At 59.2% G+C, this 22,681-nt stretch carries 18 protein-coding genes; 10 read left to right on the forward strand and 8 right to left on the reverse strand.

The window, feature by feature from the left end; translation table 11 throughout:
- Positions 1–204: 204 nt before the first annotated feature.
- Both QWJ38_RS19670 and QWJ38_RS19675 read right to left on the reverse strand, forming a co-directional pair.
- The gene (locus QWJ38_RS19670; RefSeq protein ID WP_290360817.1) at positions 205–768 is read right to left on the reverse strand and encodes a hypothetical protein; all 564 of its coding nucleotides are present in this window, start codon (positions 766–768) and stop codon (positions 205–207) included.
- A 3-nt stretch (positions 769–771) separates the two neighbouring features.
- Positions 772–1,419 (reverse strand): helix-turn-helix domain-containing protein, encoded by a 648-nt coding sequence (locus QWJ38_RS19675; protein ID WP_290360818.1) that lies wholly within the window; start codon positions 1,417–1,419, stop codon positions 772–774.
- A gap of 87 nt (positions 1,420–1,506) precedes the next feature.
- Here QWJ38_RS19675 and QWJ38_RS19680 point away from each other — a divergent pair, with 87 nt between their 5' ends.
- The 5 genes from QWJ38_RS19680 to QWJ38_RS19700 all read left to right on the forward strand — a co-directional run bounded on the left by QWJ38_RS19680 (position 1,507) and on the right by QWJ38_RS19700 (position 6,246).
- A complete protein-coding gene (locus QWJ38_RS19680; protein ID WP_290360819.1) occupies positions 1,507–1,782 on the forward strand; it encodes a helix-turn-helix domain-containing protein in 276 nt (91 codons plus the stop codon).
- 236 nt (positions 1,783–2,018) lie between these two features.
- Positions 2,019–3,530: an IS21 family transposase gene (gene istA / locus QWJ38_RS19685; protein WP_290360820.1), complete on the forward strand. Its 1,512-nt coding sequence runs from the start codon at positions 2,019–2,021 to the stop codon at positions 3,528–3,530.
- A gap of 26 nt (positions 3,531–3,556) precedes the next feature.
- Positions 3,557–4,354 (forward strand): IS21-like element helper ATPase IstB, encoded by a 798-nt coding sequence (gene istB / locus QWJ38_RS19690; RefSeq protein ID WP_290360821.1) that lies wholly within the window; start codon positions 3,557–3,559, stop codon positions 4,352–4,354.
- A gap of 939 nt (positions 4,355–5,293) precedes the next feature.
- Positions 5,294–5,662, forward strand: a complete 369-nt coding sequence (locus QWJ38_RS19695) for a helix-turn-helix domain-containing protein (protein ID WP_290360822.1) — start codon at positions 5,294–5,296, stop codon at positions 5,660–5,662.
- Between the two features lie 56 nt (positions 5,663–5,718).
- Positions 5,719–6,246 (forward strand): hypothetical protein, encoded by a 528-nt coding sequence (locus QWJ38_RS19700; protein ID WP_290360823.1) that lies wholly within the window; start codon positions 5,719–5,721, stop codon positions 6,244–6,246.
- A 500-nt stretch (positions 6,247–6,746) separates the two neighbouring features.
- On the opposite strand, the gene QWJ38_RS19705 is transcribed toward QWJ38_RS19700, so the two are convergent.
- Together QWJ38_RS19705 and QWJ38_RS19710 are read right to left on the reverse strand one after the other, a co-directional pair.
- Entirely contained in the window at positions 6,747–7,823 is a 1,077-nt protein-coding gene (locus QWJ38_RS19705; protein ID WP_290360824.1) for a trypsin-like serine peptidase, read from the reverse strand.
- Positions 7,824–7,912: 89 nt separating this feature from the next.
- Positions 7,913–10,753 carry a M57 family metalloprotease gene (locus tag QWJ38_RS19710; RefSeq protein ID WP_290360825.1) on the reverse strand — a complete coding sequence of 947 codons (2,841 nt, stop codon included), beginning with the start codon at positions 10,751–10,753 and terminating at the stop codon, positions 7,913–7,915.
- Positions 10,754–10,821: 68 nt separating this feature from the next.
- Here QWJ38_RS19710 and QWJ38_RS19715 point away from each other — a divergent pair, with 68 nt between their 5' ends.
- Positions 10,822–11,862, forward strand: a complete 1,041-nt coding sequence (locus QWJ38_RS19715) for a hypothetical protein (protein WP_290360826.1) — start codon at positions 10,822–10,824, stop codon at positions 11,860–11,862.
- Positions 11,863–11,887: 25 nt separating this feature from the next.
- A complete protein-coding gene (locus QWJ38_RS19720; protein WP_290360827.1) occupies positions 11,888–13,678 on the forward strand; it encodes a hypothetical protein in 1,791 nt (596 codons plus the stop codon).
- Positions 13,679–14,066: 388 nt separating this feature from the next.
- Here QWJ38_RS19720 and QWJ38_RS19725 read toward each other — a convergent pair whose 3' ends face one another.
- Positions 14,067–14,294 carry an MbcA/ParS/Xre antitoxin family protein gene (locus QWJ38_RS19725; protein ID WP_290360828.1) on the reverse strand — a complete coding sequence of 76 codons (228 nt, stop codon included), beginning with the start codon at positions 14,292–14,294 and terminating at the stop codon, positions 14,067–14,069.
- A 715-nt stretch (positions 14,295–15,009) separates the two neighbouring features.
- Between QWJ38_RS19725 and QWJ38_RS19730 the strand changes: the two genes are divergently transcribed.
- From QWJ38_RS19730 to QWJ38_RS19740, 3 genes are all read left to right on the forward strand, one after another.
- Positions 15,010–15,330: a helix-turn-helix domain-containing protein gene (locus QWJ38_RS19730; RefSeq protein WP_290360829.1), complete on the forward strand. Its 321-nt coding sequence runs from the start codon at positions 15,010–15,012 to the stop codon at positions 15,328–15,330.
- Between the two features lie 583 nt (positions 15,331–15,913).
- Positions 15,914–16,897, forward strand: a complete 984-nt coding sequence (locus tag QWJ38_RS19735; protein WP_290360830.1) for a D-2-hydroxyacid dehydrogenase — start codon at positions 15,914–15,916, stop codon at positions 16,895–16,897.
- A gap of 71 nt (positions 16,898–16,968) precedes the next feature.
- Positions 16,969–17,805: a porin gene (locus tag QWJ38_RS19740; RefSeq protein ID WP_290360831.1), complete on the forward strand. Its 837-nt coding sequence runs from the start codon at positions 16,969–16,971 to the stop codon at positions 17,803–17,805.
- 359 nt (positions 17,806–18,164) lie between these two features.
- On the opposite strand, the gene QWJ38_RS19745 is transcribed toward QWJ38_RS19740, so the two are convergent.
- The 3 genes from QWJ38_RS19745 to QWJ38_RS19755 form a co-directional block, all read right to left on the reverse strand.
- The gene (locus tag QWJ38_RS19745; protein ID WP_290360832.1) at positions 18,165–19,415 is read right to left on the reverse strand and encodes an aminotransferase class V-fold PLP-dependent enzyme; all 1,251 of its coding nucleotides are present in this window, start codon (positions 19,413–19,415) and stop codon (positions 18,165–18,167) included.
- Positions 19,416–19,944: 529 nt separating this feature from the next.
- On the reverse strand, positions 19,945–22,185 hold the full coding sequence (locus QWJ38_RS19750; protein ID WP_290360833.1) for a xanthine dehydrogenase family protein molybdopterin-binding subunit: 2,241 nt from the start codon (positions 22,183–22,185) through the stop codon (positions 19,945–19,947).
- On the reverse strand, positions 22,182–22,646 hold the full coding sequence (locus QWJ38_RS19755) for a (2Fe-2S)-binding protein (RefSeq protein WP_290360834.1): 465 nt from the start codon (positions 22,644–22,646) through the stop codon (positions 22,182–22,184). Before QWJ38_RS19755 ends, QWJ38_RS19750 begins: the two co-directional genes overlap by 4 nt.
- Positions 22,647–22,681: the final 35 nt, after the last annotated feature.

Raw genomic sequence — 22,681 nt, forward strand, 5'->3', positions numbered from 1 at the left:
CCGGAGGCTTTGAGGCCGTGGAGGTCCAAGTCGTCCTTATGTCGCCAGAAAGTCCATGTACAAAAATGACATGGGTTGTGGCGTCAGCATGGTTGCCGGCGATAGCTTGGAGTTCAGCCAGAGTACGCCCCCCTTGGTCCCTATTTGGCGCAATCCTACGTGATGTTCACGCATGCCCAATAGGCCCGTAACCGACCCGTGAGATCACGACGTTTGTGCGCCAGTCTGTCCTGTGGTCTGTGCACGATGTACGTGAACGATGCGGTTGGGCCGAATCATTGATAGATATGCCGGATAGCCAGCAAGGAAAAAGCACGCTAGATAAACCGATATCGCTGCCATGTGCCGCCCGTCGAAACCAGGTTGGCTCAGGACCAAAGCGCACCACATGGCCGTCCAAACAGCGAAACAGGTGATCTGCACGTATCCAATCCACAAGACGGAAACTGATGGCTTCAACGTCGCTGTCAACCCACGAACGCGAAGAACACCGGCCTTGAAGAGCTGCTTGATCTGAAGGTCCGTGAAACCGTAGGCCTTCCTGATTTCGACAATCTCCGCACGGGCGGGCTGTGGAGCATCGAAACCAAATCTGGCCCGAAACAGCCGGCCCCGCTCCGTACACCACACATCTAGCTCAGAATCGGGCGTCGTGGCGAGCAGTAGGTCCAAAGGCTGCGGCATTGCGACTTCCACATAGTCACGCATAGCCACTTTTTGGCCTTGCCCAAGATTGAATTGTTGGCCTAGTTCCTGGTTCCCGCTCATAGGTCACTTCTCGTTGTAGTCCCTGCCGGCAACGCGCTGCTTCTTGCCGATATTGATCTGGACGTTCCGGTTGGTCTCGCCCAGTAAGGCAGTCATTTTGTCGACGGGCTTGCGGGCCTGAAAGTGTGCGATGGCCGAAGCGAGGATGTTTCTCCTCTGCTCGTTTGGGTCCGACGTCCAAGCATGCCCGTTGTACAGCTCTACTGCGAGGTCAATGTACCGATCATCTGGGGCAATCCGTTCCAGCAGCTCACGAAAGAGCGGCTGTTCGTTGGCTAGCCCGAGCTGCCCGTCGGCAATTAGCCGGAGGAAGTCTTTGGCGACAGGGTCTCCGTCCACCACCGCAGCGCGAGCTACAGCTATCTGAATGAGGATTGCTCGCAGCAAGTCATGCCGTATCCCGACGCCGCCGAACATGGAGCCGGCTCCCGTAAGGAGCCAGTCAATAGATACCTCGAACTCCCGCTTCAATGCGAGAAGCAGATCGGTACCAGGGCGCTTCAGCCCCCGAGCAACCTCGCTCACGTAGCCGGTACTCATCCCCATCTTGCGGGCGAGATCCGTCTGACTGACCCCCATATGCGCGAGAACCGCGCGGAGCCGAGCAGCAATCATCAGGATGTCGTCGTCAAAAATCGCTTGCTCACTCATTTCTGGGTAGATTATATTTCTCTCAATTGAGATATTTACTGCGCATCAGAGACATCCTACGCTTTTCCAATGACACAGTCACCTCACATGGATGCTATCGAGATCTGCTATCGCCTGCGGAGATCGGGGTACACCCAGCGTGCAGTTGCGACCGAGTTGAACGTCTCGATCTCTGTAGTTGGCAACGTGATCCACGACCGAGTGACGGCCCATGCCGTAGCGACGTTCATCGCTCAAAAGATTGGCGTGTCGGTGCAGGAGCTTTGGCCGCAACGGTATGTCTTCAAGCCGCGCGGGGCGTCCGCCCGACGCGGTCACGGGACAGCCGACGGAAGTGATGGGAAGGATTTGCCTAAAGGCTAAACAACCAACAGGTCAGCGCCAGAATGAAAAATGGCCTGCAGGTACCAGCCGCAGGCCATCTTGTAGCGTTTTCGAAAGTGGGGACTTTCTGCTGCGCATTCTGAGCTTCGTGTTTGAGCGTGTCAAGCGCTCGGACCGCCTGTTTTCGGTAATCCGTGCAGGGTGCCAATTTGCGGTGACCTGCGCGCATGGATCCGCCATACGGCGGCTCGGGAATGGCGAACAGGAGACTTCAAATGCGCATGGTCTACGACCTGCTTCGACTGCATTTCGAAGAAGGGGCAAGCGGTCGTCGCATCGCAGAGAGCCTCGGTATGTCGAGGGACACGGTTGCAGACTACCTAATGCGAGCTCGATTCGCGGGCATCACGTGGCCCTTGCCCGTCGACGCCGATGACGCGGCCTTAAAAGCGCTGCTCTTTCCGGTAGAGACCACCGTCGTCCACCGTAAGCCGATGCCCGATTGGGCTGAAGTACACAAGGCGATGCAGAAGTCAGGTGCCACCCTGACCGCGCTGCATGAAGAGTATCTGGCCCAGCATCCGGATGGAATGGCGCGCAGCTATTTCTGCCAGTGCTATGCCGAATGGAGGCAAGGCCTCAGAAGCTACATGCGCCAGACGCACGTCGCCGGTGAGCGAGTGGCTGTGGACTACTCCGGGATGCTGATGCAGATCACGGGCCCAGATGGTGAACAGCGCAGCGCACAGATCTTCGTCGGAGTACTCGGTGCCTCTTCGCTGACCTACGTCGAGGCGCACTGGAGTCAGCGTTTGCCTGATTGGATCGCGGCACACGTTCGGATGTTCGAATATTTTGGATGCACACCTAAGGTTGTCGTTTGCGACAACTTGAAGGCGGCCGTCACCAAAGCTAGCCGGACGGAACCCCAGATCAACGACACATACCAGCATCTTGCAAGGCACTACTCGATGACGGTGCTGCCGACGCGAGCCCGGAAGCCTAAAGACAAGGCCAAGGTTGAAAACGGCGTCCGCCTCATTCAACGCTGGATCCTCTTCAAGCTGCGCCATGAAACGTTCTCGTCGCTTGAACAACTGAATGCTGCGATTCGTCCGTTGCTCGAGACGCTGAATCAAGCGACTTTCCAAAAGACGGGCGGCTCCCGGCGCAGTTGGTTCGAGGCCATAGATCGACCGGCGATGCGGCCGCTTCCCGATCAACGCTTCGAGTACGCCGAGTTCGCTCGCGTCCGCGTCGGTCCAGACGGTCGTTTCACGTACCAGGACTGTATCTATAGCGCTCCTTTTGCGCTGTGCAATAAGGAAATCGATATCCGGGCGAGTTCAGCGACGGTCGAACTGTTGCATCAATCCAAGCGCGTAGCCAGTCATGTGCGCGCCTCACCGGGCGCGCCGCCAACCATCGATCCGCTGCATATGACGTCTGCACATCGTTACTTTGCATCCTGGTCATCGGATTCTGCAATTGCCACGGCATCAGAGTTTGGTGAGCACGTCGGCACCTTCATGCTGCGCCTCCTTGAGGGCATCACTGTGAAAGAGCTGGGCTATCGAGCAACCATCGGGCTGCGCAAGATGGTGACCGAGTTCGGCGCAGACCGGATGGATGCGGCATGCGCAGTCGCCTTGCGCACGCCACCTGCGTCACTAAGCACGCTCAGGTTCATCTTGCGGAGCAACTTGGATCGGTTGCCGAACGCAGATCACGATGACGAAGACCACATCGACCACGAGAACATTCGCGGCGCTGACTACTACCGCTGACCCAATCATCCCGAAGGAGACCGAACATGATGAACAACGAGACCATTCGAAAGCTCCATGCCATGAAGCTCTACGGCATGGCGTCAGCTGTGGAAGTGCAGGCCACTACCGCCGCAGTCTCGGACCTGAGTTTCGAGGAGCGCTTTGGCATGGTCGTCGACCAGGAAAGCAGCTTTCGGGACAACAAGAGGCTCAGCCGCTTGCTGAAGGCGGCGAAATTCCGAGAGCCCACGGCGTGCGTCGAGGACATCTACTACGGGGCGGAGCGCGGCATCGATCGATCTCGGCTTGCATCGCTGACGCATTGCAACTGGATTCGGTCTGGGCAGAATCTTCTCTTCACAGGTGTCACCGGCAGCGGCAAGACCTGGATGGGGTGCGCGCTGGGAAACCAAGCGTGCCGGTTCGGGATGAGCGTCCTTTTCAAGCGCGTTCCGCTACTGCTTGAAGATCTGGCGATGTCGCATTCTGACGGCACGTTCCGCAAGCAGCTCGCTCAATTGGGCAGGCCCGATCTGCTGATCCTTGACGATCTCGGTATTTCGCCCATCAATTCGATGGGACGCGCTGACTTGTTGGAAGTTATTGAACAGCGGGCCGGCTCGAAGTCGGTCCTGATCACCAGCCAGCTGCCTATTGATCGCTGGCACGACTACCTGACCACGGGGGGTAAGTCCGGCGCCGGGGGGAACGCGACGCAGGCCGACGCGATCCTGGATCGCCTGGTGAGCGGTAGTCACCGTCTTGATTTGCGAGGCGATTCCTTGAGGAAGAGCACGAAGGCTGGTCAGAAAGGTTCCAAAGACTCATCCGAGAAGCCATAGATGGAATTGAGTGATGTCCACCTCTTGTCCAGGCTGGCTCGGCGGGGACCGTATGACGCGAGGCTACGAGTTGCTCGGCGAACTCGCGCGGATACGAATCGTCCAGAGATAGATAGCTTTGGCCGAATAGACATCAGCACGCCACCCGTTTTGGGTCTAGAGAAATACACCCGCTGCCCAAGTTGGAATAGGTGAAGTGTCGGTGGGAGGTCGACGCAACTACCGCGCCGAATGGTCGAAGTCCATCCCTCGGCATAGCTCGCCCGGCACCGGCGGCGCCTAGCATTCATTGAGCTCGAGTTCTTGCAGATCGTGAGCCCTTCTGCGGGATCGCAACCACGAGTTGTCGATCCGGAAAGTTCACGGCGGCCTCGTCTTGTAGGCCCGCGATGAAATCGAGCCCCAAGGTATCTCGGAACACGACGGCCTCCCTCCCGTCCACAGGATCTCGTACTCGCCAAACAGAGGCCACTTCGCGACTTGACCAGCGGCGCGTAGGTGAGTCTCTAGGGGGCAGGATGCAGAGCAGCTCAATCAGTTTTCCCGTGGGAGGATGCTCAATTCGCTGCACCAGGTGAAGGTCTGAAGCAATGCCCCAGGTCCGATGCATTTCGTCGCGACCCGAACCCAAGCTGAACGTGGCGATAAACCAAGGGTGGGGGTAGGTGAAATGAAAGGCGGACCAGAAGCGGGCGCCTGGCGGACCAAGGTCTGGCGGCATCGGGAAAGCTAGCTGGGGCAAAGTGGCAAACATGGGTCAGAGGCCTTGAATATTGCTTAGCATTGAGGGATACAAGTTGCGTTATTTAAAACGCAACTATTCTGCGCAGCACGTAATAGGTTGTCTAGATTTGCAGATGAACCGTGCCCCTGACAGGCGATAGATTCCTTTTCCGAATACGTGGCGTGTTGGGCTACGGTGTCGGCTCAAGGTGCCCCATGCTCAAGTCTCTACACAGTCGACACAACGATGTTTTCCTACACTTATTGCGTAGTCGGCGCGAAACGCAGCGACTCCGCCAGCTCGACTTGGCGACACGCCTTGGGCGAGGACAGGCGACCGTAAGCAAGGTTGAAAGCGGCACGCGTCGCCTGGACGTTTTGGAACTTTGGGCTTGGTTGAACGCCCTGGACATTGACTTCGTAGCGTTTGTGAGGGAACTCGATCAGCGGCTGAAGGCTCACCCTGTTCCTGACGCGAGATTTCGTGCATCTCGGTATACAGCTGCCCCCGGAAAGCGGGGCATAGGGCGGGAGTCAGACGCTGAGGGCCCGAACAAATTGCAAGTAACGCCAGATTCCGACTGAGCTGCCCGCTTACTCCCACAAAACGTTGCCTACTTCTCGACGTAAGCCAACCTGCAATGGTCTTCCTTGACACCGAATTCACCGACCTAATTTCTCCAGCTCTGCTGAGCTTTTCAATGGTCTCGCGCGACGGGCCCGAGATTTATGCGGAGCTCGACCTGGTTCTGGACCCTGTCGGCCACAAGAGGCTTCGCGCCTCCAGCGAGTTCACCCGCCACACAGTGATTCCTCAATTCGGCCGAATGCCCAAATCGAAGTGCTCGGCGCGGGAATTGGGCAATAGAGCTGGAGAGTGGTTGATCGCACGAGCCGCTGTCGCCGGCGGTCAGATCACCGTGGCCTATGACTTCGACGACGACTTCGCTCTACTGAAGGACGCAATGATGGAGGCATGCATCTGGGATCGAGTTCGGTCCCTGCTGGCGCCCGAGAACATCCATAGCATCACTGGCCGCGTCGAAGGCGAGCTAGCCGCTGAGGCAAGTTGGCTCGAGTCCTCTCTATATCGAGGACTTGAGCGCCACCATGCGTTGGCCGATGCACTGGCACTGCGGGCTGCATGGCGGGCCGTTTGTGGCTCATGACGCTCAGCGCAGATCCGGTGCGGCCGACAACGACTGCATGGGCGCCGGAGCAATGGCAACCTGAACCGGCCGTCGGCTCCGCAGCGGGTGCGGTCGTTGGCGGGCGAAGGGCGTACTCACGCTATCTGGCTTCAAGCAGTCGTACGACCCAGCGATAGACGCTGGGGCGAAGGGCAGCTTCGCGGAGTGCTACGGTCGAAGGCGTCTCCGCGGCTAGCTGTTGCTCGGAGAAGGCGGGCTCGCTGCCCCCGCTCGTGCCAAGGCACTCATGCCTAAGGTGTGCAACATCGGAGTCATCGCTAACGACGCCCATCTGAAGGCCAGGAGCCTGCGCAAAGGCTGAGAGCCTCATTTACCTAAAACTACAGCCGGAGCATTTGAACCCATCAAAGTGCAGGCCGCCCCGCGTAACATCCGTCTGATCGATGCAGTAGTACGGGAGGCTCTGACCAAGCAGGAGCTGGAGGCCAGCAGTCCGCGCTGAGGCGTTATGAAGCAAGTTAGCGCAGCGGGTTGTTTTTCCGAATGCGGTCCGCGATTGTGGGCTTCATAGCGCCGAGGATGGCTGGAAGCGCCACACCCTTGTTCAAACGATCGCAGGTACCGTCCTCCATCTTCTCGAAGCCCAGGTGGTGAATTCCCACCACCTGATCGTTCTTGTCAAGCAGAGGGGCGCCGGAGCTGCCATTTTCGGAGTCGCATGGGTACTGGAAATCGCTCGACAGTGCGCCTCGCCAGCTTCGCACGTTGACAGCACCAACCCGACAGCCGTCCGTGACATTCTTGGGGCGGCAAGCCGGATGGTGTATGAGGCGCAATTCTTCGCCGACACCTGGGCCCTGACTGCGCAATTTTGCTGGTCGAAGCGTATCGAGTCGATGAATGGGAGCCACTCGCAATAGTGCGAAGTCGGCAGCCGGATCCATGTCCACAACCTCCATGCATGCGAACTCACGGTCAGTCCCGTCTTGGTCCCAGGAAAAATCGATGATGGTTCTATCGCAAATAGCCTGAGACCACACACCAGATTCGTTCCCGAGGATCTTCTCGTTGCCGCCGCAGTGCCAGTTGGTCAGGACCAAGTCCTCCGTGACAGCGACGGCGCTGCAGCACCATGATGCGGAGCCCCAAATAGCCGAGAGCATGCCAATGTGATCGCCAGCGATGCGTTTCTCCGAGGAGGCCTCTTTGTAGAGGTCCATGAACTTCGCGGGCTGGGTCTGAATGGAGTAGTAAGGCCGCTTAGAGTCTTCAGGCATGACGACGGTCGTCGGGATTTCCAGCCGTGAGTTCGGATCGGAAGAAGTGAAATGGAACGTCACCATTCCTTCCGTGTAGATACGGCGCGTCCAGAGCGATCCATTAGGGGGAACGGCGGCACTCGTGATCGACTCCACCGGCCGCAGATCGGCATCCCTCACGATCAACTGCCACCGCGCCCCGTTCGTGTTTTTGACGTTGATCAGAAATCGCACATACCGAACCTTGAGCGCGCCATCCCGGTAGTCGCGTGTGCTCATGATGCCCGGCTCTACCACGATGCCATCGTTGGATGCATAACCGAAGCTGGTGAGCATTGCAGGCTGTGCATCACATTGCTGGGACGCAGCCGATGTCGATAGCATCGCGCCGAACAGCAAGAGGACAGCCCGACTGCAGTTGGCCCTTAACTGCATGATTCAACCTTTGTCACCCGGTTGGCGAGGAGTAATTCTTCGACTTCGGAGGATCGCACGACGCGCCCGCCCTCCAGCTTGAGGAGAGGACCGTCCGAGATGCGCCCCGGCGCCGATCGCTTCACCTTGTCGATGTCGTCAAGGTCTCTCTCAAAGACAACCCATTTGGGCGGTCCGCGGTGATAGCGAGTAATTCTCAGGATGTCCGGGAGGCGCACGGCGCGCTCCTCGGCCACGTCGTCGAACAAGTTCTTCAACTGCAGGGCACCTCCACTCCGCGCACACCAAGCAGAGACTTTGGCTTCAGCAAGCGGAGAGCCAATGGTCTTCAGCCAAGTCACCTCAGGGCTGCGCAGCGCCAGATCAACATCCACAATCCCGGATTGCAACTTCTGGTAATCCGCTCGGCCAAACGCTGGCCGGGCTGTGAGGATCAGGCGCTTCTTGACCTCCTCTGGTCGGCGCGCACTGCAATTGAGCATGGCGGCCGCAACACCGCCCACGAAGGCGGTAGCTTGAGACGTACCGCTCATCATCGTGACCGAAGAGCCGTCCGCCCAACCCGGAATGTCCATACCCGGCGCTGCGATCGTCACCATCGTTTGCGAATAGCGAGCCTCCGCCAATAGTGCCGCTTGGTCATTCGAGCAGTCCGTGCATGCCGTGACAACGATGACGTTGGGGAGATCACCCAGGTTCATGGGGGAAAGCGCGGATTGAGCAGACAGTTCGACCCCCTTCTGTCCTTTGAGTCCCTGTCCCGCGGCGGTGATCCAAAGCACCTTGGTCCCCTTAATGCGCCTCGCAGCTTGGCTCAGTTGAAATCGCATCCTTTCGCCGTCGGTCAGCTCCCCTGCCTGCACAAACGCAGGGTCATACTGTGGAAACTCGCTCGCAAACACGAAGACTTGCGGAACGTTCTCATTCGCTTCCTCGCGTATTCGCTGCTCAAGGTCTGTATCTGCCAACGGCACGGTCACCGTGTCCCAGTTTTCCAAGACGGATGAAGGCGACAGGCCGACAAAGCCATAACCATTGGGCTGACTGACCATGATCCCCGCCAGGTGCGTCCCATGGAATGACTCAGACTCGTTGATCTCCCTGCAAAATTTGCGTCCCGAAAGATCAGACGCAGCTGGAGGACTCCCCTTCAAGGCCTTGACGATGTCCCCGTTGGAGGCGACCGGGCGATCGATCAAGTAAATGCGGCTTGGCGTGCATCCCGGGGCCGTGCATGTCCTGGCGCAGGAGGCAACCTCATCGACGCCCAGCATGCTCGCGTAACTCGCCTCCCCTGGTTCCGGTGCGCCCGCACGGCATTGCTTGATCAGATCGATCGGCAGCGAATGAATGCGCTGCGCCAAGGTCCGCGTCGTCGTGTCAGCATAGATGTTGGCTGAATCAAGCCTGACGATCTCACGCGCAACCCGCTCCAGCCTCGAACCCTCCGGACTTGAAACGCGCAACTCGAACCCCTCGAAATTCAGTCTGACTGTGGCTGACTGTGCGTTGAAGCTCGATTTCGAAACGAGATGCCACCGAGACAGGTCGGCCTTCAGCCGGGCCGCGTCTTTCAGGCTCGAGTACACCTGCGGATACTCATAGGCTCGAAGCTCAAGGTCCTTCGGCACTTCAATGAGCGTTCCAACCTGCAAACCCTTGTCGATTCCGCGCAGATCGGGGTTGAGCATCTGCGCTAACTCGGTCATTTTGCGTTCAGGGCATCTCACACGGGAAGGGAAGTTAATTGCCTCACGATAGAGATTGCAGATCACATGGCCAGGCTGAACCTGAACGCTCCGAGTGCGGACCAATCCCGCCTTTACAAGAATCTGTGCGACGCTCACAATGTTGTCCGCGACCTCACCACCCTCGAAACGCACCACGAGCGTCGGAGCACCGGAACTGGATGCTCCGGTCTGTGGCGGCGCTTCCAGCGCATTGGCCTGCTGTGTAGGCTGGTACTGCAGTCGATGCCCTTCACGATCAAGGTCGGTCAGTTGAAAGGTGAACGACCCGCCGTTGCCACAGAAATAGTGCATCGCGGAGCCGCGGTCATACTCGGTCAGCGCACGCCATTCGCCGTCTTCAGATGCGCAACCCTGCACATCTCGGATGTGTTCGTGCCTGTACCCAAGAACGTGCCCCAACTCATGCCTGAGCACCCCGATGCGGTCCACCGTTGTCGTGTGGTAGGCCGGGTAGATGTTCACGTACCGCCGGAACTTGGGCCAGGAGGGAAAGAAGCCGGTTGCGATGTAGGGTCCTTCAGCATCCACCGCCCGGACGATGAACAGCACATTGTCGTGCGACGGGTTGGCATCGAACTGCGACAGATACGAGAAACGCACCGCACAGCTATCGCAGGCATCCTCCCAGGCTTTGGTCGCCAGCGCCATGTTCGTTACCACTTCGTCGTACGCGGCCTGCGTCGAAAAACTCGACCGCTGTACAGCGTAAGTCAGTTTGCCCTTACGGTTCTCGTCCCACCGGTCCGGCCTGCCGTCCACCATATTGGCGATCAGCTCTGAGGACTTTTCCTTGCTGGCCTGCAATTTGCCCGTTTGTGCCATGTGCAGACGGACTTCTTCGCGTGTCATGGGCAAGTCGCCTTCAACCACAAACAGGCGCGTGTTGTCTGGCGCCACGAAGGTGGGCAGCAAGGCAATGAGGCGATCGAGCGTCGGTTCATCGAAAGGCGTTGCCCTCGCAGCCTCTATCGCTTCGCGCAACGCTTTGCCCGAGATTCCAGGCGACGGTTGCGCACCGGAAGACGAAGCGATCAACAGCGCCGCGATGACGCTGAGAAAAAGAGTTAGTCGGCCAAGCATTGGTACTCCATCGATGAGAATTGTGATTTAACGCGGAGACGAATGAAAGTCCATACACACGACTGAGGATGACGTTTCCGCGCCCCAAGTCGGAGGATGCCCAGCTCTCTACAGGGGAAGAAATGAAAAAGTATGTCGTGCTCGCCATCTGTTCGCCCATGCTTCTTGCATGCGCGAGCATTGACTCCATCCAGAGTGATGCTCCGGGGGATGGCCTGGTGTACTACATGCCGAACAAGGACTTCATCGTCACGGTGGTCAACAACGACAGTGGAGTCAGCGCCAGCATCGAAAGCTCTGCAGCCTATCCCGATCTGAGCCAGCCATACGTCCTGAACTTCAATCGCAACTGGATCGGCAAGAACGAGATCAAGGTGGGTGTAGGCGCAAGCGGCCTGTTGACCTCCGCCAAATCCACGACCACAAGCGGCATCAGCGACGTCCTGAAGAACTTGGCTGCAAGCTTCGGCGCCGCGGCTGCGATGACCGACCCCACAAAGGAAGGCCCGTGCCCGAAGGGTTCATTTACCTATGTCGTGCAGCTCAAGAGTCGTGTGGAAAAAGATAGAAAACTTGCGTGTGGCCTGAGCGTAGTCTTCGAACCCCTGCGTTGGCCCGCAGAGACGGAGTCAAAGCCGGTCACGAAGGATGAATTGAGCAAAGGGCGCCAGGGCACCGGGATCTTCTACCGCCAAGAAGAGCCGTACCTGGTGCAGGTCGTCAGCACGTCTGAGCCGAGCAAGATTAGTGCATCAGCGATCAAGTTTTCACCTTCTCAAGCGACAACCCGCTTCCTGCCCATCGCCAAGACGCTGTTTGCATCGAACGAGGCGGAGTTCGCCTTTACCGATGGCATGCCGACAAAGTACGACCAAAATGCCGATGGCGAACTGATCGGGCTGTTGAAGCTCCCAGCGGACGTCATTGGTGCTTACTTTGAGGCGATGGGCAAGATCTTCACCAGCTTCAAGGGAAAAGACGAAGGTCAAGCCAGCGTCCTCGCAGCAGAAACGCAGCTCGAGTTGGCGAAAATCAAATACGCCGCTTGCGCCAAAGCCATCCAGGCCAAGGATGACAAGCTCATTCTCTCTCTAGAGTGTGGCAAATAACCTTCTTTTCAAGCGGTGAGGACGGGTGTATGTCGAACTCGCATCGTCCAACCTACCTGATGGATCGCCGCAACGCATCCTCAACAGCACCAACCAGGAGGTCTCAATGGATCAACCACGCACACAACTGTCCGTAAAGACTCTTCTTGCCGTCGCGACGGCTGTGTCTGCGCTGTTGGCAGCCTGCGCGATGCAAGCCGACCGCGAAAATCGCCCATCGTCCGGGGCCTCGATGGCCGCGCTTGAATCACCTGCATCACCGGCAGTGACCGTCCCCGAAGCAGCGATCGTCGTACGCGATATGACGGGCTTGCAGGATGAGTTCTCCTTCGGCCAGACCATCGGAGCAATTCTGCGTTCAGCAATGTTGCAAGACACACTGGCAAACAGAGTGGCGCTGGTCGATACGATGCGCGGAACGTTTAACGTCAAAGACAGGGCGAATCCAATCAGCGGGCTTGCGATGGTCACCGACCAGCGCCCCCGCGAAGCTGCACTCGTTGCACAGGCTCTGCTCGACGCCAATGGGCCGGATGGGCTTATCCCCATCGGCTTCTTCAACAGGCTCGATCTGGCCCCAGCAGACTGGAGTGATTGCGGCGAGCACCGCATCGTCTACTCGACAAAGGAGAATGCCCCGTCCAAACGCTTTCTCCTGATCTTTGAGGCCAAACTACCTAATCCACAGCCAGAGCGCGGACTCCAGGGATGCCAGGCCGTGGCCGCGCAATGGCAGAAGATCGGTGCTGCAACCACCCCGACCGAACGTCTTGCGCTTTTGAAAGCTCTCTACTTTCAAGGGCTACCCGGTCACGCACCGGTCGTTCACTACCTGAACTACGGTGGGTTCCTTGGTCAGGTCCGCGCAAATCTCTTCGTCAGCAACAACCCGCAGGCAAATCCATGGCAACTTCGCGAGTTCCGCATCACTCCAATTGCAGCAGCGACTCTGGCCTTCGTTTCAGCCCCAGTGCAGTCCAATCCCTGGGCTCAGTTCTACAGCGACAATAAACCAAGCAGCAGCGCTGAAGAACAACAAGAACGAGTCCGCTTCCAAGAGCAGTTCCGCGCCACCTACATGGCTGCGTTGCGCCACTTTGACGAAAAGGCTTCACCGACCCTGCCCCCTGAGATGTTCAACCAAGGCCTGCTGAACTGCATCGGCGCACCAATAGCAGCGCGCGATAACGAATTTCAGAGCGTGTCCCAAGGCAACGAAGACAATCCCGCCACTGTCGCCGGCGCTCAGTTTCGCGCCTCGCTGCCCGCCACTTGGCAGGCACCTGCGGGTGGTCGATCCGTATCTCGCGATGAGATCCTGAACCGAGCGGGCGTCATCACCTGCGGCGGCTGCCACCAGTTCTCAGTGGACAAGCAGTTGGGCACCCTCAACGGCACGGCCGTTACTTTCCCCCGCCCAAAGGCAGATCCGACAGGCAACTTCTTCTTCGTCCACATCTCAGAGGAGAAGGAGCCAGCCAGCAATCGTCAGGTAATCTCCAACACCTTGCGTGACGTTTTCATTCCTCACCGCATGCGCGTCCTCACGAGCGTGCTGAGTGACAAAGATCCTGGCGCACTTTGCGCTGCAAGCAACACGGGTGCAGCCAACGCCGCCCTCGTCGATCCCTTTCAAACAGCCCAGCGAAGGGCGCGCGTTGCAGCATTGTCGGAGGATGTGTTGCGGCCGCAAGCAGCGGGACTAGTCAACCCCTCGGCCACGCCTACAGAAAGCCTCGACAAGGTGAGGAATCAAGCGCGGACCGCCGACGAGGTGAAGCCCGGCGCAGTGATGCCATTTCGCCGGCCTCACTAGAGGGACTGCATCGGCAGCTCACTCTGGACATAGGATCAGTTGACACCCGGTTTGAGTAGATCGGGGTTGAACACCCGTCGCTCGTCGCCAGCCTGTCCCACAGACCGCTTGTTGCGGCCGCGGACATTGGCCGCCCCTCGGCTAATGTCTCTGACCAGCCTTAAGCCGCCGTCGTACTTGAAGTATCCCGGCAGAACACAGCGATATGGCTGTCGAGATGGGGGACGTGGGTTGCGTGCAAGGCAGATGTCCACTGCGCCTTGCGCATCCCTCGCGGCCTCAAGTTGGCGCTCCATGGCGATACCCTGCACCGGGCGCTACTGCACTTGAGGGCAACCGACTAACACGGTAATGGATAGATGGAGCCGGCGCGAGCGATCGTGTCGCCTCATGCGGGTAGGCCGCCGCGCATGCGTTCGAGCAACGTTTCAACTTGGCGAAGGCCAGACTCATCGACCATCGCCTGGGCTGGCGTCATACCTAGGAACTCGGGCAATGGCGTGGCAAGCCATTCGTCGAGCCAAGCCGCGAGATCCGCGTGATCTGCAACGCCCCCACTCTCCTCGATCAGCCGGGCCAAGAAGCGAAGCAGGTGCTGCGTTGTGTCGATTTGCATATCGTGCCCCGCTACGATCTGGTTCTGGCGAATCCATTTTCCCCGCGATATGCCGCCCAAGCAATCGCTAGCACTTCAGCACCTGTGACTGGGCCCGTTCTCAGGCTGAACGAAGTCAGCCAAGCAGCGCCGGCATGGCAATGCGACCTGAGCTTGGCACTCGATCCTGGCGGCAACTGGTGCGTGAATGTAAGCATGAAGTTCTCGCGATCTCAAGCGGGTTCGTCCCGCTGTCACTTGCCTCGGCACCTGCCATAACGGGGCCTGTGACCGGCGCCGACATCCGAGTTGAGCTGCGCCGTGGTGCCTTCGCCATGACGATCAACTGGCCTGCATCGGCGGCGGCCGAGTTCGCCGTCTGGACGCGCGAGTAGTTGCGGTGATCCGCATCGACGCTGTATGGCCGGCGGTCGAGCCGCTGGACATACGGGCCGGCACCGAGTCGGCGCTGACCCGCGTGACCGCTTGTTGCGTCCGCCGACATTGGCCGCCCGTAGGCCAATGTCTCAGACCAGCCTAAACCCGCAGCAATGTATTGGTAAGCCCAAACCGGCTGCGTCTAAGTTGCGCGTAGCGCTAGCCAGCACAAGCAGACAAAGGCCGCTTGACCGCTTTGCAGACGTAGTAGGTGACCTAAGCCAGGCAATCGCCATGGATCCGTCCTGCGTTATAAATAACGTGGCTCCAGAGGGACGACTACGGGACGCTTGGGCTAATGCCTTCCCGTCCAAATCCATCCCCTCGTCGAGGGCGTCCGCGCGGCGCAACTAGTTTTGATGCTGACGTTGCAGCTGCATTCGGTTCAATAGTGCGCGAAGGCCGTCTGGCAGCTGGAATCTCTCAGGAAGCCATGGCACACATGGCCAACGTCGAACGGTCGTACTACGGACGCATCGAGCGAGGAGAAAGTCAGCCGACCTTGTTCGTTGTACTGAAGATTTGCTCAGCTCTTGGAGCCGACTGTGGAACCATCGTGGGTTTGGTTGAATCTGCACTTCGACGGCCAAATCGAAAGACGGCAATGAAGGCGAAGTAGGCGAGCACCCAGGAGCGTGAGTGCGGCTGGGCGCGTCTTTTGCGCCTTCACGGTGGATGTCCCTCGGAATAATTTGACGAATTGCACCATCGCGGCCGACGTGGAATGCGTGGCCTACTTTCCACTGGAGATGGTGGACACCTTTTGCTCGGAAATGGTGGGCTAGTTTGCCGGAGTAGGCAGTTGGGCTGCAGATTGTTCTGGCCGCCCGCGTGATTGGCCGCAGCGCGGCGACACCTTCTGGAATGAGTGGCCTACTTTCCGCCGGAGAGCGTGGTCGCCCACTGCACGGAATCGATGGAGTAGTTTGCCGAGCGGCCGGCATGCATCAGACTGTTTGGTCTGCATTGCGCCGCTGCAGCCGGCCTCCTTTGGGCCGGAACGCCCGGCCGGTTTGCGCCGGATCACCTGGCTGGGGTTTTCTGGAATATGCAGCAAACCCACCAGCCGGACCCTTGTGGTTCCCCCCGGCACAAGACAGTCAGCCTGCAGCCGACGCATGCGCTTTCGGGGACGATCCATCAATTGCCTCCGGGGCGCTGAGCCAATTGATGGCAACGTCACGCCCCGATAAGGAGTAATGGTGGCCTCCCTGCTCCTTTCAACAGCCAGACTGCTTGAGCATGGCTCCGCCCTGAAATCCATGGCGAATGCCGCTGATCTGCGTTTGGTCGGCATGGAGGAAGCAGAGCACTTTCCAGCCGTGCTAAGCGACATCGAGGCAGCTTGGTACTCGTTGGATCTTTTGAACGCCGGGGCTCCGACAGGGCCCTCATCCGTGCGCTTCTTTCGCCTGATCGAAGCCTGCCCAAAGCTCCGCTGGCTGCAGGTCATGTCGGCAGGAACTGACCTGCCTCTCTATAGGCCGGTCATCCAACGTGGTGTGCAGATCTCATCAGGCTCAGGCATTGCGTCAGAGCCTGTTGCCCACAGCACCGTTGCAGCCGTAATGGCTCTCTCACGAGGGTTTGGACACTGGCTCTCCGCCCAACGGCACAGAACCTGGTCGAAGATCCCGCAGGACCGCTTGCCGCGTGACTTGCCGGGCCAGCACGCCGTTGTTGTGGGTTTGGGGCCGATCGGCCTAGAGGTTTCTCGGTTGCTCAGAACCCTGGGATTGCGAGTGACAGGTGTACGCAGCCGAGCAGAGCCGCTACCTAGTGTCGACCACACCGTTACGTACGAAGAGCTCGCGGACGTCGTCCAAACGGCAGATTGGCTCATTGTCTGCTGCCCGCTTTCTCCACGTACCGAGGGCCTCATCGGGCGACAAGTGATAGGAGCTCTACCGGCACGAGCCGGAGTTGTGAACGTCAGCCGCGGAGCGGTGATTGATCAGCTCGCACTTCAGGAAGCTCTGATGAATGGCCGTGTGGGCTCTGCCTACCTCGACGTCTTTGAGCGAGAACCGCTGCCCGCCGACTCTCCTCTCTGGTCGCTTCCCAATGTCTGGATCTCGCCTCACAACGCTGCCGCCTCGGCCGAAAACACGCGACGCGAGTCTGAACTCTTCATCCGAAATCTCGGCAACTACCTGGCAGGTCGACCGCTTGAGAACGAACGCTAGAGGAGACCCACTCCAGCGCTCGAGTCGACGATGCCATTCCGGGTCAGTCAATCAAAGAATTATGGAGACCTATGAAACTCTCAGTACTGTCGGGCGCGCTGCTGCTCATCGGTGCAACTGCATCAGCTCAGACGTCCGTGACGATGTACGGCCTTATCGATATTGGGGTGCGCCACGTCAACCATGCCACAGCAGGAGGTGACTCGCTCACAACGCTTGGCGATGGACCGATGACCGGAAATCGACTGGGCATCCGAGGAACCGAAGATCTTGGAGGCGGGACCAAAGCTATGTTCGTACTTGAGCATGGCATGGCGGTCGATACCGGCGGCATCGAGCAACAAGGACAGATGTGGGGTCGCCAGGCCTGGGTAGGGATTTCAGGTCAATGGGGAACCATAGCCGCAGGACGTCTGTACGGTGTGATGCATCGAACCGTCTCGAACTACGATCCGCTGGGGATTGGCAACATTCTTGAAACCGCGGCCCCCGTGCTGATCGAGGGAACTCGCTTCGACAACAGCGTTACCTACGGAACAAAGATCGGCAACGTCAGTCTTGGCGCAATGTACTCGCTCGGGGAGCAGACAAATAGCTCTCAGGGGCGGACTGTCGGTGCGTACTTCTATCGCAGCTCTGACACCCTCGAATTTGGCGGCGCTATTCAACGCAGCACTGATCTCACCGGAAGGGACGCCCGAAGCTTCACTGTCGGCGGCGCCTACAACGTCGCCCCGTTCAAGCTTTTTCTCGGCTACATAGATGGCGACCGTGATGCAGGATTTGCTGCCGGTTCGAACTTGTCGGGAACGCCGCTTGCGAACACCAACCTTCAGAGCGCATTCAATTCGCTAGGCGCCTCAGGTGTTACAGGAACGCTTAAGGCCAATCGAAACGATCGTCTCTAGCTCAGCGGCTTTACCTGGGCACCCAGTGCTCGCTACAACTTCATAGTCGGTCTCTACCACGACAGCATCACGGGTGACATTGTGGGCGCCGGCGGTCAAAAGGTTTCAGCGACCAAGGACGCCGGGTACGCCATCGCACAGTACTTTTTGTCCAAACGTACGGACATTTACGCAGAAATCGACTATGGCCACTACAACGACAGGAGCGCTAGCCAAGGCATCACGGGAACAGGCATGAGCTTCAACGGGTTCACCGCCAGAACCGGCATGACCTTGGCCATGCGGCATAGCTGGTAAGGCACTGCTGTCCAATGACAAAGGGCCAACTGGCCCTTTGTCATCTTGACCAGTTCATCGGATCATCGGCTCGGTAGTACTGCAAGCAGTCGCTCAACGTCGTTCATATCGTTGAACACGGATACGGACACCCGGAACCTGTTCGCTGAGGTCGTGATCCGAATCTTTTCCTGGGCCATGATTGGACTCAAAACCTGACGCGCGTTCGGCATCAAGCAAGCGACCATTGGGGTCCGCGCATCCGGCGGGGTATACACGGAGTAGCCTTTTCGAGGAAGTTCCGCCTTTAGCCGCTCGATCATCGTCTGCGCGTGCGCCTGGATTGCCTTGACGCCTAGATTTTGGATGTAGTCCAAGGAATGATTCAGGAGCGCAGCAGTCGCGAACGAGAATGTTCCTTGCCCGAAGAGACCTGTAGCGCCTTCAAATCGTGCGTAGTCGGCGACCCCGTTGCCCGGCGGATCAAAAGGCAAATAATGTGGCGTGAATGACTTGATCTGGTGATAGCCCATGTACGGCGGCTGCAGTAGGGCCTGACGGTCTTTACGCACATAGAGGAATCCGAGCCCAAAGTCCCCCATCAGCCATTTGTAGCTCGCGCAAGCGGCGAAATCGACACCAGTAGCCCGTACGTCTACCGGCACGCATCCCGCAGCGTGCACGATGTCGGCATAGACGAGCGCCCCTTTTGCATGCGCGATCTCGCAGACCTTCTTGAGATCATGCTCGAAGCCATTGATAGTTGAGACCTGTGAAAGCGCAACCAAACGAGTTCCCTTGCGGACGGCTTTCTCGATGTCGTCCAGCAAGATTTTCCCGTCCCTAGGTACGATCCAGGTGACCTCAACTCCGGCCTTCTCCATTTCGGAATAAATCGGCAGCGAGCCAAAGAAATGGAGTGTGTCGGTGACGACGTGCGCACCCTTGGCTGGCAAACCCAAGACCTGAAGGACCAAATTCTCGCCGGTGGTCGTGCTCTGAACGAACGCGATTTCATCCGGCGAGGCGTTGATCAATCGCGCGAACTTTGCCCGCACCTCATCCTCCTCGAATCCCTTACGGGGCGGCGCATCAGGCGAAAAGGAGCGGAACTTGAGATAGCTATCGAGTGCGCTCCGAGCTCCTTTCCCGATCGGATGCATCGACCCCGAATCGAGGTAGCACCCCTCCCCAACAGAGAACTCTGACTTCGCAGGAAAGCCTAGCGCGGATGGACCCGACTCGGTACGCCCCGCATCTGCTGTAGCAGCGAATGCGCCGCCAATCATCGTCCCTTGGACGATGGATGCCGCCAACATCTCACGTCTGTTCATGCAAGTTGCTCCGTCTTTTGCTTGATTGAGGCCTCAGCCCCGAAATTAAACACCATGTTGATTCTATTGAACAACATGTTGAATTTATCAACGGATCGCTATTTCGTCATCCGGGTTCTCCTGGCGCTAACGGCGAAGTCGTGCGCTAAAGCCATGGTGAACACTGCGATTGAAACCTGTGTACTTCCACGCGGGGCAGTAGGAAGGTACCGCTGCAAACAACCACAATGCCGGTCGCAGCCGGAGCCGTCACCACAGCCAAGCGTCACAGATGTTCGGCGAGTCATCGGGGGAACGTTGACGCCACTCGCCATCATGCACATCGGCGAAGCGCTGTCTCCGAGAGGGGGGCGGATTCCTGCCAAGTTGACCACTTGTGCCGATAAGAATTGACGGCAGCAGTGCAGTTCGCTGATTGAGACTGACCGCACAGGTTTCCGCTTAAGGCTGATTGCAGCCGGTCGCCTTGGGCGGTCGAGCGACTACTTAATCTGGACAAGCGGTCGCTGAGGGCGAGGCCGTGGCTCCCTTAGAGGAAGCTGACATACTTTGAGAACGGCATCTCCCGCAGGCGAGTTCCGGTCGCGGCGAAGATCGCATTTGCAAGTGCCGGCGCAGCGGGCGGTACAGGTGGCTCGCCGGCTCCGCGTACCTTCGACCCGTTCTCCAGGCCTCGCACTTGAATCTCCGGACACTGATAGATGCGCATGCCTTGGTATGCATGGAAGTTGGTCTGCTGGGCCATGCCATCGGCATAGGTCAGCTCGCAGTTCATCGCGTGCCCGAGCCCCCAAATGACAGCCCCCTTGACCTGGTTGTCGAAGTTGATGGGATCGACGACCTTGCCGACGTCGAGTGCCACCCACACCTTGTCGATGCGGATGCCTTGCTCCGTCTTCGTGACTTCGACCACCTGGGCGCAGGGAACCCCGAACGACTCCACGAAGGCGACGCCACGCCCCCGTCCTTCTCCCAGTTTGGGGCCTTTCCAATTCGACATCGCTGCCACGGCTTCCAGCACCTGGCGGGCGACGGGGTCGTTCATCAGGCGCAGGCGCTCATGCAGCGGGTCGGCCCCAGCGGCGTAGGTCAGCTCGTCCAGGAATCCATCGGCAAAGAAGCCGGCCGACGACGCACCAACCGAACGCCAGGAACTGGTGGGAGCCAGTTCGGGCACCCGATAGGCACGCATGCGGAAATGCGGGAACGCATAGGGCAAGTTCCAGGCGCCCGCCGGAATCTGGCCATCGGGCCCGGGTACGGACTGCCCCAGGCGCTTCATCTGCGAGGCACTGGCAGAGACCGAGGCGATGTCGAGCGCCAGCGCCTCGACTCGGCCATCCTTCACGCTGCCGCGCGCCCGGCTCATGGTGATTTGCCGCGGGAAGTCATGGGCGAAGTCCTCCTCGCGGCTAAAGGTCAGCTGAATCGGCACACCCGGCATCTGCCTGGCGATTTCTGCCACGAGCGTGATGTTCTCGGACTCCAGGCGATGGCCGAAGCTACCTCCGCAATACTGGTTGTGTAGGTGGACAGCCTCAACGGCCACGCCGGTGATCGTGGCGATCTTCTCCTGCGCAAACCGCGGCACCTGAGTGCTGACCCAGACGTCCACGCGCTCCGGCGTGTACCTGGCAATCGCGGTCAGCGGCTCCATCGGCGCATGGGCCAGATACGGCGCCTTGTATTCCGCACTGATGGCTCTGCCGTCGAGGGCAGCCTCGACATTGCCATCATTGCGCCATACCTTGTCGAGGCGCTCGGGAACGAAGGACTCTGACACGGCTCGCCAGTGATCCGCCTGCTCCGCGGGATACGGGGCTGGTCCCCACTCAACCTTGATGGCGTTGACGGCCTGGAAGGCGCGCCAAGTGTTGTCGGCGACCGCGGCGACGCCGTTGCTCACGGGAATGATCTTCTTCACCCCGCGCATGCCTGATGCGGCTTTATCGTCGAAGCCAAGCATTCGTCCGCCCTGGCGCGGGTTCATCTTTGCCGCGGCATGGAGCAGGCCATCCATGCGCAGGTCGATGCCGAACTTCAGCGTGCCGGTCGACTTGGGCACGATGTCCAACCTTTGCATCGGCTTGCCAATCAAGCGCCATTGCGAGGGCTCGCGCAGCCTGACGTCCTGCACGGGCTCCAGGGTGCTCGCGTCCTTGGCCAACGACGTGTAGGCCAGACGCCGGCCGTCCGGCGTAACGATGTGGCCCTTGTCTGTTTTCAACTGCTCGATGCCCAGACCAGTCTGCCGCGAGGCCGCCAGCTTGAGCGTCTCGCGCGCGACGGCGCCGGCCAGGCGCAGCTTGACGAAGCTGTCCGGCACACTGCTGGAGCCGCCGGTGAGTTGAAGTCCCAGCACCTTGAACGCGGCACCCATGGTGGACCGCAGTGCCTCTGCCGTGGAGCTGGTGTCCGTCGACATGAAAGGCACCTGCTCGCTGGCCAGAGCCGTGTTGTAGTAGGCCGCGCTGGGCGGGCCGGACTCGACACGGAACTGGCCCCACTCAAGATCGAGCTCCTCCGCAATCAGCGCCGCCTGAACCGAGCGAACGCCTTGCCCGAGGTCGGTATGCGGTGCGATGAGCGTGATGCCCTGCGCATCGACCTTGACCCAGGCGTTGAAGACGGCCTCGCCTTCTCGCTGGTCGCCAAGCAAGGGGTTCGATGGCGTTCTGCGCACGAGGTAGGTCCCAAAGGCAACGCCGCCCGCGATGGCAGCTGAACCGATCAGGAAAGCCCGACGCGCGATGCTCCCACCGCGACTCATTTCGCACCTCCGACCAGGGCCTTGGACGCTGCCTTGACGGCTTCACGGATGCGCGGGTAGGTCCCGCAACGACAGAGGTTTCCCGACATCGCCGCGTCAATCTCCGCGTCGGTGGGCGCAGGTTTGCTCGCAAGCAGGGCGGCCGCCGTCATGATCTGCCCGGACTGGCAGTAGCCGCATTGCGCAACTTGATGTTCTACCCACGCCTGCTGGACGAAATGAAGCTCAGCAGGGTTGCCGAGACCTTCAATCGTCGTGACCTTCCCCTGCACCTGCCCGGCAGGCGTCAGGCAGGAGCGAATGGCGACGCCGTCCATGTGCACCGTGCAGGCACCGCACAGGCCCATGCCGCATCCGTACTTGGGGCCGGTGATGCCCAGCTCGTCCCGGAGCACCCAGAGCAGTGGCATCTCGGGTTCGACATCAAGTTCGTGACTTTGTCCGTTGACGTTCAGTTGCATGAATTCTCCTTGGCACGTAAGTGCCAATGCTCGGC

The organism is Roseateles violae (genome assembly GCF_030410485.1).
Taxonomy (GTDB): Bacteria; Pseudomonadota; Gammaproteobacteria; order Burkholderiales; family Burkholderiaceae_C; genus Roseateles_D; species Roseateles_D violae.